The organism is Gardnerella sp. DNF00571G, from assembly GCF_049262695.1.
Lineage (GTDB): Bacteria > Actinomycetota > Actinomycetes > Actinomycetales > Bifidobacteriaceae > Bifidobacterium > Bifidobacterium piotii.
In genome coordinates this window covers 670071-682733 of sequence record NZ_CP058396.1, presented here as the reverse complement: position 1 = coordinate 682733, position 12663 = coordinate 670071, and the positions used below count along the sequence as shown (strand labels likewise).

Genomic DNA, 12663 nt, shown 5'->3' with positions numbered 1-12663 from the left:
CGATTATGAGTTTTGGCGAGAAAATCAACAGTGAGAAAATCAACAACGTGCAATCTGTTAATACTGGCGTATCAGAAGATTCATTAAGAATAGTATCTTCTAGTGCTATAGAAAACGAGCAAATTAGTGATGAGGAGTTGCGTCCTCATGCTCTGGATGGTTTTATTGGTCAGCCTTTATTAAAAGCGCAATTGCAACTTTTTTTGGATGCTGCAAGATTGCGTAATGTTCCTCCCGATCATATGCTTCTTGCAGGTCCTCCTGGTCTTGGAAAAACAACTTTAGCAATGATTGTTGCTAACGAATTAGGCGTTTCTATTCGAGTTACTTCTGGCCCTGCTATTCAACATGCTGGGGATTTAGCATCGATTTTAAGCTCTTTAGATACAGGTGAAGTGTTGTTTATTGATGAGATTCATAGACTTCCTCGCGCTGCAGAAGAGTTGCTTTATATCGCTATGGAAGATTTTCGAGTAGACGTTATGGTTGGAAAAGGGCCTGGAGCGTCTTCTATACCGCTTACTTTGCCTCATTTTACGGTTGTTGGCGCAACTACTAGAGAAGGCATGCTTCCTTCTCCTCTTAGAGCGCGTTTTGGTTTTACTGCTCACTTGGATTTTTATCCTCACGAAGAGCTAGAGAAGCTTATTGAGCGTTCTTCCGCACTTTTAGGCGTAAATCTTGCAGGCCAAGCGGCAAAAGAGCTTGCTTTGCGTTCTAGGGGAACTCCTAGGATTGCAAACAGACTTTTGAGGCGTGTTAGAGATTGGGCAGTAGTCCATAATCTTAAAGAAGTAAATCGCGAGTCTGTAATCGATGCTTTATCTTTGTATCAAATAGATACTCAAGGCCTTGATCGTTTAGATATTGCTGTTCTAAAAGCTATTGTGGTTCAATTTAATGGTGGTCCTGTAGGGCTTAATAACTTGGCTGCAATGGTTGGAGAAGAGTCGGAAACTGTAGAAACAGTTTGTGAACCATATTTGGTTCGAGAAGGCTTTCTTGTTAGAACACCTAAAGGCAGAGTTGCAACTGAAAAAGCTTGGCAACATTTAGGTCTTAAAGCACCCGATAATGTCAGATAGATAACATAAAATAGTTGATTTGGACGGTGTTTTGCCGTCTTAGGGTTGGATAACTTAAGGAGTTTATTGTGCCCCAATTCTTTCAACAGTATGGCATGCTTATTGTTCTTGTAATTTCCATGGTTGGTATCATGTGGTTCCAATCTCGTAACATGAAAAAGCGCCAAACTGAATTGCGTTCTTTCCATGATTCGTTAAAGCCTGGCGTTGAGGTTATAACCATTGGCGGAATTATTGGTAAAGTTGTTAGCGTTGATGCAGATCACGAAGAGATTGTTTTAGATTCAGAAGGTAGTCTGCTTCGCGTATCTTTCCGTGCTGTTAACAGGGTTTACGTTCGCGTAGATTTTAATAGCTACGATAAAGAAGATAGTGCCGAAGGCGCTAATAATGCAGATAGCGCAGAAGATAACGAATCGCAGGAATCGCAAGAATCCAATGAATCTAACGAGGTTCAAGAATCTAGCGAATCTAATGAAAATAAAGAAAACTAGAATAGAACGCTAGGATTATGACAACAACTGATATTACGGTAAAGCCTCTAAAGAATGTTAGTAGTGAAGATGCTAATTATTTAGCATCTCTTGTTCGCACAATTCCAGGATTCCCTAATCCAAAGATTGTTTTTCGCGATTTTCTACCAGTATTTGCAGATGCTCGTGGTATGAACATTCTTATTGAGTCACTTGTTGATTCTTTGCCAGTTTCTAAAGATTCTTTTGATTTAGTTGCAGGTCTTGAAGCTCGTGGATTCTTATTTGGCCCAGTATTAGCTGCACGCTTAAATAAGGGTTTTGTTGCCGTAAGAAAAGCAGGGAAGTTGCCGCCAGAAGTTATTAGCGAATCGTATTCTCTTGAATATGGAGAAGCTAAAATCGAGATTGAAAAAGACTCGATTAAACCTGGCCAGCGTGTTCTTATTGTTGATGATTTGATTGCAACAGGAGGAACCGCAAAAGCTGCTGCAAGGCTTGTTGAAAGATCCGAAGGTGTTGTTGCTGGGTTCTGCTTTGTAATGGAACTAACGGGCATTAACGGAATGAGCGACTTGCAATCCTATAAGTGCTCTAGCTTAATGAAAATGCCAGCTTAAACACAGCAAATAATAGTTTTAGGAAAAGCGTTAAATACATAGATAATCCAAAATAATCCAAGTCTAAACTTTAAGAACGTAGGGGAGGAACAATTTTGAAAAAACTAAAATCTTCTCTTATTAGCGTTTTGAAGGGTTTAGCTATTCCAGCAATAGCTATTTTTGTTTTTGCTCTTATTGTTGGGTTGTTTATGTCTTTAACGCTTTTAGTAATTTCGATTGAAGAAGGAACTGGTAATCTTTCTGATTCATCAATGTCTTTAACATGGGCCGTACTTCTTTTTGCACAAGGTGTTGGTCTTGGTTTTGACGATTTTGTTCTTACGATTATTCCTCTTGGATTAACAATTCTTTTAGTTTCGTCTCTTGCAATTGCAATGAGAAAGCTAAAAGGCGGTCAATTAGCCAATTCAATAGGATTATTTGTTTGGGTTTTTGCAAATTATGTAATATCCCAAAATACTAATATTGAGTTGTTGGATTCTTTGCCAATAATATTGCTAAAAAGTGTTTGTGTGTATATTTTGGCTATGATGATTGCTGTTTTTCCATATTCTTCTACGTTTGCACAAATAAAACAAAAGTTGACAAAGCATTTTTCTGAGCGAATAATTAAATGTGCAAAAATCTGTTTTTATTGCTCTGTAAGTGTTTTAGTTATTTACGCAATTGTTGCACTTTTAACAATCATCTTTTGGTGTGTAGTTGGTTCAAGCAACGTTGAGATTGCATTTTCTAAGCTAGGAATGCAAATCGGTTCTAGGATTTTAACATCTATTGCCTGTTTAGTGTGGTTGCCGAATATTGCACTATGGGCATTATCTTGGATTTCTGGAGCAGGATTCAACATTGGAGATATTGCAAGCTTTAGTATTTTTTCTGTTAGCAAAAAATCGTTACCACCTATTCCACTTTTTGCAATATTCCCAGACGCTATAAAAGATTCATTCTATAGAACAGCTTCGGTTAGTATATTGTTTGTTTTGTGCGCTATTTTGGCATCGTTTATAATTTTGTACTCAAAGTTGTGCAACCTTAGAATCATATTTGATAACAATAAAGTAGACTGGAAGAAAACAGCTTTTGCATTTGTTCAATCTGCAATAGTTCTAGTAGCGTCTTGCATGGCAATAATACTTGTTATGAGTGTATTGCTTCTATTTGCGAATGGTAGTTTGGGAAGATTTAGATTAGCACATGTTGGAGTTAATGTAAGTAGAAGTCTTCGATCTTTAGGCCATTTAACATTATACGGTTTTGGCTTTGCTTGGCTTGTTATTCTTTTTGTTTGCGCAATAATAGTTGGTATTCGACTTTTAAGCAATAAAATTTTATCCGAAAATCAACCTTTGCTTGAGAGCAAAACTGAAACTAGTAATCTTGAGTCAACTAGAACAGTCAGCTCAAAAGCTAATAAAAAATAAATCCTCATCCAACACAAGGAGGAAGACCGGTGCAACAGATACATGAGCAAGAACAAAATGCAGATGTGCTGATAACCACAGGTAAAAGGTCAATAAAGCGAGTACTGGTTTCAGTATTTTGCAAAGAAGGACTAGAAACGCTGGCAGATGCTTTTAGAAAGTGTGGAACTCAAGTTGTTTCAACTGGTTCAACTGCTTCAAAGCTTCAAGAATTGGGTGTAAGCGTTACGCAAGTGTCGGATGTAACAGGATTCCCAGAAAGTTTAGATGGTAGAGTTAAAACTCTCGATCCGCATATTCACGCTGGAATCCTAGCAGATATGAGCAATTCGGATCACGTAAAGCAGCTTAAAGATTTGAATATTGAGCCATTTGATGCTGTAGTTGTAAACTTGTATCCTTTTGTGAACACAGTTATGAGCGGCGCTAAAAATGATGCCATTATTGAAAAAATCGATATTGGTGGACCTTCAATGATTCGAGCAGCTGCTAAAAATCATAAGTCTGTAGCTGTTATTACAGATCCTGCAGATTATAAATTGCTTGCTAATCGAATTGCTTCTGGCGAAGGCTTTAGTTTGCAAGAGCGCGAATACTTAGCGCATAAAGCATTCGAGCATACAGCCGCTTACGATGCTGCAATATGCCAATGGACTAATAGTGCTTGGCCAATGCCACAAAGCATGATAGAAAACACAGATAACAATGATGATTCGCTTGATAAAACAAGCAAAGATTTGTTACTTCCATGTGACTATACGCGAACATGGACTCTTGAACGTAAGCTTAGGTATGGAGAGAATCCACATCAATATGCGGGGCTTTATCTTGATCCGTTGCATAATGGCGGTTTAGCTCAAGCTGAGCTTCTTGGTGGAAAGCCAATGAGTTACAACAATTATGTTGATGCGGATGCAGCATGGCGTGCAGTTTGGGATTTTGCTCCGCAAATTGCCGTTGCTGTTTGCAAACACAATAATCCTTGCGGCTTAGCAATAGGTGCAACAGCTGCAGAGGCTCATGCGAAGGCTCACGCTTGCGATCCTGTAAGCGCATACGGTGGAGTGATTGCTTGCAATTCAACTGTTACTCTAGAAATGGCACAAAGTGTGCGTCCAATTTTTACAGAAGTAATTATTGCTCCAGACTACGAGCCTGAGGCTTTGGAGTTATTGCGCACTAAGAAGAAGAATTTGCGAATACTAAAGGTTGCAAATCCTCCTGTTTTAGGTTTGCAAGTGCATCCTATTGACGGCGGAGCGTTGGTGCAAAGTGCAGATAAGATTGATGATTTTGGAGATAATCCACAAAATTGGACTCTTGTTTCTGGAAACCCAGCGAACGAAGAAACCTTAAAAGACTTAGAGTTTGCATGGCGTTCTCTTAGGTGTGTAAAGTCTAATGCCATTTTGCTTGCGCATGATTTAGCAACTGTTGGAATCGGAATGGGTCAAGTTAATCGTGTGGATTCTTGCCATCTTGCAGTTGAAAGAGCAAATACTTTGGCTGATGGCGTTGAGCGTGCTAAAGGCTCTGTTGCAGCATCCGACGCATTCTTCCCGTTTGCTGATGGTCCTCAAATTTTGATTGAAGCAGGTGTAAGCGCAATAGTTCAACCTGGAGGGTCTATTAGAGATGAGGAAGTGTTTGACGCTGCGCGCGCGGCTGGCGTAACAATGTACACTACTGGAACGAGGCACTTCTTCCACTAAAAATCAATCGCTATTTGCAAATTAGTGTTTCTGTAAATAGCTGATTAGTCAGTTAGATTAGCTCGATTAATCATATTAACGTAAAAAGCCTTGGATTGTATTTAATATACTTTCCAAGGCTTTTTATGTATTATACAAGTATGACAATTAGCCAGAAGAATCAAGATAGCGAATTAAAATTTGATCATAAAGATGAATTAATGCACGATGCGAATAGTAATGCGAATAGCAACTCAAGCAATCATATCTACGTTTCGGAAGTAAAAGAAGGTAAGCCATACGCGCAATGGATTGTAGCAATAATCGTATGCGTGTGCGCTGTATTAGCTTTTATAGGAAAAATAATGGCTGCTACAGTTATTATTTCTGCAACAGCCATCATTCTTGGAATAATACGCTTAATTTTCTCTCAACGAAGCCCTTGGAAAGTTAGATCCGTTGCTTTTGACTCTTTTCTAAGCATTGCACTAGGACTTGGTTTGCTAATAACGTATTTTTCTATTTTTGTTTTTATGTAACCTATTTTGTTTTAACTATTTGTCTTCGTTATAAAATGGGTTAACTTCTTTATTCTCGCTATTTTCTGATTCTTCGTTAGATGCTGAAGTGTTTTTGGAAGAATCATCCAAGCTTAAATCGCCAGAATTATTAGATTCTTTAGCACTGATTGAGTCTTTTGAAGAAGAACGAACAAGCTTGCTAATAAGCATAATGAATCCAACAAGAGCTGCTGCAAAAACAGGAGCAATCCAAAATACCCAAAGTTGGCTTAATGGCGAAGCAGCTAATTTCTTAGACTGTGCAAGAATGGCAATACCCGTAGAGCGAGCAGGATTAAGACCCGATCCAGTAATTTGGTAGGTAATAAAAGCTCCAACAGAGTATGCAATACCCATGTGTGCTGCATACGTGCATTTAGTACTACCATCTTCGCGCGTATACGTCATTGCTGTTGCAACAATAATAAGAACTGCAATAATCTCAACTATTAATGCGGAGATAACGCCAAAAGAAGCATTAACGCTTTTTAGCTGATTTGCAGAGATGGAAGCGCTTTCAAAACCGTTTACAACAGGAGCAAACCATGTTTTTTCTGGAACCATTTTAGTTTGAGGAAGAATAAAAACAGTTATTGAAGCAGCAACGAGTGCGCCAAGAACTTGCGCAATAATGTATAAAATTCCAGAGATATAAGAGGTTCTTCCAGTAAGCATAGAAGCGATTGTTACTGCTGGATTAACGTGGCCTCCAGAAACCTTAGCTGCTATACTGATTGCTGCTGCGTAAGCTAAGCCTGTTCCTGCAGCAATCAAAAGAACGTTCACGCCGTACATTGCTGTTACAACAGAAGAGAACGTGTAAATAGTAAATATTGCAAAAACGCTTGCAATAAATTCAGCAAAAATCCTAAAAATAAGAGGTGCAGGAGCAGATGCTTTTTGCTCATCATTTGAACATTTATTTTGCAAAGTGTTGTTCATAACAATTCCTTACGTTAATGTGTACGCGTTGTGTTGTTTTTATGTTGTTTTGTTATTCGCAACACAACCAAACGTTTGCTATAGTATCACGGCTATGCCATACGCTAGTATAGAAAAACGTGGCAATTTGCTGTGAGTATTAAAAAATGATTAAAAATTATTAAAAAATACGCAAAAATGGCCATAAATAAAACATCAATAAGATTAAATTAATACAATAGGTCACGTTGGGAGAACGATGCCAAACGCATATTCCCGCGCCAATCAGGCGCATTCAAATGACAAAAATGCCGTTCGACTGCAAAAGCTACTTGCTGAAGCGGGATTTGGTTCAAGACGCAAATGTGAGGAGATTATTCTCGATGGGCGTGTTGAAGTGGATGATGAGCTTGTAACAACACTCGGAACTCGAGTAGATCCAAGTAAGCAAAAAATTCGCGTAGACGGATCCAGAGTAAAGTTCAATCACAAGCTTGTAACGCTTGCGCTTAATAAGCCAAAGCGAGTTTTGAGCGCAATGGATGATCCAAAAGGTCGCTTTACTTTAAGAGATATTGTTGGAGACAAATACGAGCGAATTTTCCACATGGGTCGCTTGGACTACGATTCGGAAGGTCTTATTTTAATGACCAACGATGGCGAGCTAAGCCAGCATGTTATGCATCCAAAGTACGAAGTTGAAAAAACGTATATTGCAACTGTTGAAGGCAAAATCAACGGAATGGTTTGCCGCAGGCTAGTTTCGCAAGGCGTAAATCTGGAAGACGGCTGGATTAAGCTAGACAGATGCGCAATAATCGATCAGAATCACGATGCAACAATCGTAAAAGTTGTTTTGCACTCTGGCAAAAATCGCATTGTGCGTAGGATTTTTGGAGCTGTTGGTTTCCCGGTAAAGCGTCTTGTTCGTACGCAAATCGGCCCTATTAAGTTGGGCGACTTAAAAGCTGGGTCTTATCGCGTGCTTTCGCAAGTAGAAGTGCGCTCGCTTTCTAAGGAGGTTGGCCTGTGATTTGTGTAGCAATTGATGGACCAGCAGGAGTTGGCAAGTCTTCTACTTCTCGCGCTTTAGCACAATACTACGGTTTTGCGTATTTAGATACGGGTGCAATGTATAGAGCTGCCGCATGGTGGTGCCTAAAGCAAGGCATTGATTTAAGCAAGCAGCTTGAGTTGGACGAAGAAGGAAATCCAACAAATTCTGCAGATGCAGAACGCTTTAATCAAATTGTTGAAGCTGTTGGAGCATTGTTTACGGAAGATCATGCTGAATTTAGCGTTGATCCAAAAAATCCTGTAGTCGTAATTGATAGTGAAGATATTAGCGAAGAATTGCGTTCCATCGAAGTTTCTTCGCACGTGTCTACTGTTTCTTCGATTCCTGCAGTTCGACGCATGCTTATTGCTGCTCAGCGTGCGTATATTGCGGCAGAGTCAGCTGAGGATTCTTTCTCTGGCGGAGAAGGAATTGTTGCAGAAGGCCGCGATATTACTACTGTTGTGGCTCCTAATGCGCAAGTTCGAGTGCTTCTTACTGCTCGTGAGGATGTTCGCCAAGCTCGCAGAAACAAGCAAGATATTGCGCAAGAAAATTCGCAAAATAATGAATCTAAGAATAATGAATTTTTAGAAGAAGACGATATTCGCGCTCGAGACGCTAAAGATTCTAAAGTTACGCATTTTCTTAAAGCTGCAGACGGTGTTACAACTTTAGATAATTCTGATTTGACTTTTGAGCAGACTCTTGACGCGCTTGTAGAGATGGTTGACGATGCAATTGAGCAAGATGAGTATGACCGTTATGCTGCAAATCTTGAAGGCTACGATCTTGACGATGAAGACCGTGCGCTTCTTAGCGGAGATTTAGCAGGCGAAGATGAGTCGAAAGATACAAAAGCTGTTGGAGTAATTGCCGTTATTGGCCGACCAAACGTTGGAAAATCAACGCTTGTAAACCGTATCTTGGGTCACAGAGTTGCTGTTGTAGAAGATACTCCAGGCGTTACTAGAGATCGCGTAAGCTACGACGCTGAGTGGGCTGGAACCAACTTCAAGCTTGTTGATACTGGCGGCTGGGAAGCAGATGTTGAAGGCATTGATTCTTCGATTGCTGAACAGGCGCAAGTAGCAGTGCGTTTAAGCGATGCTGTGATTTTTCTAGTAGATGGTCAAGTTGGTTTAACAGCTACCGACGAGCGTATTGTTTCAATGCTTCGCGCTGCTGGTAAGCCTATTACTTTGGCAGTTAACAAGGTTGACGACGCTAGAAGCGAGTATTTGACTGCAGAGTTTTGGAAGCTTGGAATGGGCGAGCCTTACGGAATTTCTGCAATGCACGGCAGAGGCGTTGGAGATTTGCTTGACGCGGCTCTTACGTCTTTGAAGAAAGCGAATAAGACTTCTGGATTCTTAACTCCGCAAGGTCTTCGCAGAGTTGCTTTGGTAGGTCGTCCAAACGTTGGCAAGTCTTCGCTTTTGAACCATTTGGCTCACGAAGAACGCTCTGTTGTAAACGACTTGGCTGGAACTACTCGAGACCCTGTTGATGAGGTTGTGCGAGTTGACGGCGAGGATTGGCTGTTTATTGACACTGCTGGTATTAAGCGCAGGCAGCACAAGCTTACTGGCGCCGAATACTATTCTTCACTACGTACGCAAGCTGCGATTGAACGCTCGGAACTTGCTTTGATTCTTTTTGATTCTTCTCAGCCGATTGCAGAGCAAGATCTAAAAGTTATGAGCCAGGCTGTGGATGCAGGTCGCGCAATCGTACTTGTGTTTAACAAGTGGGATTTGATGGACGAATTCTCTAGGCAGCGCATGGAACGCTTGTGGAAAACTGAGTTTGAGCGCGTTACTTGGGCTGAACGCGTTAATCTTTCTGCAAAAACGGGATGGCATACTAACCGTCTTGCGCGCGCTATGCGAACAGCCTTAGAAAACTGGGATAAGCGCATTCCTACAGGCAAGCTTAACGCTTTCTTAGGCCGTATTCAGTCTGCTCATCCACATCCTTTGCGAGGTGGAAAGCAAGCGCGAATCTTATTTGCAACGCAAGCTTCTACGCGCCCTCCACGTTTTGTAATATTTGCAACTGGCTTCTTAGAGCACGGCTACCGTCGCTTTATTGAGCGTTCTCTTCGAGAAGAGTTTGGATTTGAGGGAACTCCTATTCAAATCTCTGTAAAAGTACGAGATAAGAAGAAGCGTAAGTAAAGTCGCAGGTTAATCACAAATAAATTGCAAATAAATCTGCGATTAAAGTTGCGATTAAAGCGTAAGTAAAGTAGGAGCGGAATATGGCTGGATTAGGCGAGTTAGCTCTTGATTTGCATCATGCTAGCGAAGACGAAATTTTTCAAGCATTTGTTGATTGGGTTAAGACTAACAAGCATGTAGATTTGTGGCCGCATCAAGAAGAGTCGGTTATGGATTTGCTTGCAGGAGACCACGTAGTCTTAAACACTCCAACAGGTTCTGGAAAATCGCTAGTAGCGCTCGGCATGCATTTTGCAGCACTTGCCACTGGCAGACGCTCCTACTACACTGCGCCAATCAAAGCACTTGTATCCGAAAAATTCTTCGATTTAGTTGCGATTTTTGGGCGAGACAACGTAGGTATGATTACTGGCGATTCGCATATTAACGCGGACGCTCCAATAATCTGCTGCACTGCAGAAATCTTAGCAAATCAAGCTCTGCGCGAAGGTGCAAACGCAAAAGTTGATTGCGTTGCAATGGACGAATTCCACTACTATGGAGACCCAGAGCGCGGATGGGCTTGGCAAGTGCCGCTACTTACTCTTGCAAACACGCAATTTTTGCTTATGAGCGCAACTCTTGGAGACGTAACGGATATTGCGGAACGCTTAGAAAAATCAACAAATCGTAGTGTTGATATTATTGCTAATGCGCCAAGACCAATCCCACTCGAATACGAGTACACAGATAAGCCGCTTGCAACAACTGTAGAACTATTATTTAACAAGGGTTTAACGCCGATTTACGTAGTTCATTTTTCGCAAGACGCAGCTCTAGAAACAGCTCAAGCGCTTGCAAGCACGGGGGTTTCTAGCAAAGATCAGCGAGATAAAATTGCTCAAGCTATTAAAGGCACTAAATTTACTACAGGATTTGGCAAAATTTTGCAAAGGCTGCTGCGCACAGGAGTTGGCGTACATCATGCTGGTATGCTTCCGCGCTACCGCAGGCTCGTCGAACAGCTTGCACAACAGGGGTTGCTGCCAGTTATTTGCGGAACAGACACTCTTGGCGTTGGTATTAACGTGCCGATTCACTCTGTTGTGCTTACAGCTCTTACAAAATTTGACGGGAACCGTAGTCGAAAGCTTCGCGCTCGCGAGTTTCACCAAATTGCAGGTCGCGCAGGCAGAATGGGGTTTGATACCGAAGGCTTAGTGGTTAGCGAGGCTCCAGAGTTCGAGATTGAGAATGCGCGCGCTGTTGCAAAAGCTGGAAACGATCCTAAAAAGCTTAAAAAAGTTAAGCGTAAGAAGGCTCCAGAAGGATTTGTTGTTTGGAGTGAGCAAACGTTTACTAAGCTTATTGAAAGCGCTCCCGAAACTTTGAATCCGCACATGGTTGTAACTCACTCAATGATTTTGAACGAAGTTACGCAAGGCGGAGACGCTAGAGCACGCGTTGAAAAACTTATTGAAGATAGTGCGCAAAAGCCGCAAGATAAAGAAAAATTGCTTGAGCGTTGCAACGATATTTTCCAAACTTTGCTTGACACTCAAGTTATTGAATGTAGAGAGCTTTCGGACGGTTCTTGCGATTATGATCTTGATATTGCTATGCCAGAAGGTTTTGCGCTAGATCAGCCACTTTCGCCGTTCTTGCTTGCTGCTTTGGAACTTCTAGACCCAGAATCTGAAAGTTACGCGCTTGACGTAATTTCTATGGTTGAAGCAACTTTAGATGATCCTAAGCCTGTTCTTCGCGCTCAAGAGCGTAAAGCTCGCGACGCTGCAATGGCTGGCATGAAAGATGATGGCATTGATTACGAGGAGCGCATGGAACGCTTAGCTGAAGTTAGCTACCCTAAGCCTCTTGAAGATTTGCTTGAGCATGCTTTTGCGCAATATCGCAAAGATGTTCCGTGGGCAAACGACTACTGGATTAAGCCTAAATCTGTGCTTCGAGACATGGTTGAAACAGCATCCGATTTTACTGGCTATATTTCGCGCTATGGTATTGCTAGAAGTGAAGGAACGCTTCTTCGTTACCTTTCGGACGCTTATCGTTCGCTTGCTCGCACTGTGCCAGAAGACATGCTTAACGAAGAATTGCGCGATATTATTTCGTGGCTTCGTCTTGTTGTGCGCTCTATTGATTCTAGTTTGGTTGACGAGTGGGAGAGTGCTGGAGGGTCGGACGCTGAAGCTAGTGCAGTAACTACGGCTGCGCCTTCAACTGCTGAGTCTGTTGTTGCGGATCGAAGAGGACTTATTGTGTTGATTAGAAACGCAATGTTCCGCCGCGTGCAACTTATGGATTTGGAAGATGCGGATACTTTGGGAGAGCTTGACAAAGCTTGGGGCTACGGTGTTCACGAGTGGAATGATGTGCTCGACGACTATTACGACGAACATGAGTATGTTGGGATAGATGCCAAAGCTCGTGGCGGAGACTTGTTTATTTTGGATGATTCTCTAGAAAAAAGTGAGCATTCGTGGAAAGTTCGGCAGATTATTGACGATTCGGACGGAGACCATAATTGGGCTATTACTGGAATTGTTGATTTGGATTCCACACAAGATACAGGCGAAGTTGTGTTCTTTGACTACAGCGTGTCGCATGTTTAGTGTTGTTCTACTTAAGTTTTATTTGCGTTTTGCTTATATT

General features: G+C 41.5%; 10 protein-coding genes. 9 read left to right on the top strand and 1 reads right to left on the bottom strand.

All coding sequences use genetic code 11. The features are described from left to right. Positions 1-5 precede the first annotated feature (5 nt). The 6 genes from ruvB to HXT30_RS02855 all read left to right on the top strand — a co-directional run bounded on the left by ruvB (position 6) and on the right by HXT30_RS02855 (position 5832). Positions 6-1085 carry a Holliday junction branch migration DNA helicase RuvB gene (gene ruvB, locus HXT30_RS02880; protein WP_016635290.1) on the top strand — a complete coding sequence of 360 codons (1080 nt, stop codon included), beginning with the start codon at positions 6-8 and terminating at the stop codon, positions 1083-1085. Positions 1086-1153: 68 nt separating this feature from the next. Beyond that, complete coding sequence (gene yajC, locus HXT30_RS02875) at positions 1154-1579, top strand: preprotein translocase subunit YajC (RefSeq protein WP_422111792.1); 426 nt, start codon at positions 1154-1156, stop codon at positions 1577-1579. A gap of 17 nt (positions 1580-1596) precedes the next feature. After that, complete coding sequence (locus HXT30_RS02870) at positions 1597-2178, top strand: adenine phosphoribosyltransferase (RefSeq protein ID WP_004130797.1); 582 nt, start codon at positions 1597-1599, stop codon at positions 2176-2178. Positions 2179-2273: 95 nt separating this feature from the next. Beyond that, positions 2274-3602 carry a DUF6350 family protein gene (locus HXT30_RS02865; protein WP_422111791.1) on the top strand — a complete coding sequence of 443 codons (1329 nt, stop codon included), beginning with the start codon at positions 2274-2276 and terminating at the stop codon, positions 3600-3602. A gap of 71 nt (positions 3603-3673) precedes the next feature. Next, a complete protein-coding gene (gene purH / locus HXT30_RS02860) occupies positions 3674-5314 on the top strand; it encodes a bifunctional phosphoribosylaminoimidazolecarboxamide formyltransferase/IMP cyclohydrolase (protein WP_422111827.1) in 1641 nt (546 codons plus the stop codon). Positions 5315-5514: 200 nt separating this feature from the next. Beyond that, the gene (locus HXT30_RS02855; RefSeq protein ID WP_415701424.1) at positions 5515-5832 is read left to right on the top strand and encodes a DUF3017 domain-containing protein; all 318 of its coding nucleotides are present in this window, start codon (positions 5515-5517) and stop codon (positions 5830-5832) included. 15 nt (positions 5833-5847) lie between these two features. Here HXT30_RS02855 and HXT30_RS02850 read toward each other — a convergent pair whose 3' ends face one another. After that, positions 5848-6795 (bottom strand): MIP/aquaporin family protein, encoded by a 948-nt coding sequence (locus HXT30_RS02850; protein ID WP_422111790.1) that lies wholly within the window; start codon positions 6793-6795, stop codon positions 5848-5850. 238 nt (positions 6796-7033) lie between these two features. Here HXT30_RS02850 and HXT30_RS02845 point away from each other — a divergent pair, with 238 nt between their 5' ends. The 3 genes from HXT30_RS02845 (at position 7034) to HXT30_RS02835 (ending at position 12623) form a co-directional block, all read left to right on the top strand. Beyond that, complete coding sequence (locus tag HXT30_RS02845; RefSeq protein ID WP_004133164.1) at positions 7034-7807, top strand: pseudouridine synthase; 774 nt, start codon at positions 7034-7036, stop codon at positions 7805-7807. Continuing rightward, positions 7804-10011: a bifunctional cytidylate kinase/GTPase Der gene (gene der, locus HXT30_RS02840; RefSeq protein WP_422111789.1), complete on the top strand. Its 2208-nt coding sequence runs from the start codon at positions 7804-7806 to the stop codon at positions 10009-10011. Before HXT30_RS02845 ends, der begins: the two co-directional genes overlap by 4 nt. 83 nt (positions 10012-10094) lie before the next feature. Then, positions 10095-12623, top strand: coding sequence for a DEAD/DEAH box helicase (locus HXT30_RS02835; protein ID WP_422111788.1), 2529 nt, complete (start codon positions 10095-10097; stop codon positions 12621-12623). The last annotated feature ends 40 nt before the right edge of the window (positions 12624-12663 follow it).

Excerpts from the sequence above, each read along its gene's own strand:
- ruvB (WP_016635290.1), top strand. The coding sequence starts at position 6 with ATGAGTTTTGGCGAGAAAATCAACAGTGAGAAAATCAACAACGTGCAA.
- HXT30_RS02870 (WP_004130797.1), top strand. The coding sequence starts at position 1,597 with ATGACAACAACTGATATTACGGTAAAGCCTCTAAAGAATGTTAGTAGT.
- HXT30_RS02855 (WP_415701424.1), top strand. The coding sequence starts at position 5,515 with ATGCACGATGCGAATAGTAATGCGAATAGCAACTCAAGCAATCATATC.
- HXT30_RS02850 (WP_422111790.1), bottom strand. The coding sequence starts at position 6,795 with ATGAACAACACTTTGCAAAATAAATGTTCAAATGATGAGCAAAAAGCA.
- HXT30_RS02845 (WP_004133164.1), top strand. The coding sequence starts at position 7,034 with ATGCCAAACGCATATTCCCGCGCCAATCAGGCGCATTCAAATGACAAA.
- HXT30_RS02835 (WP_422111788.1), top strand. The coding sequence starts at position 10,095 with ATGGCTGGATTAGGCGAGTTAGCTCTTGATTTGCATCATGCTAGCGAA.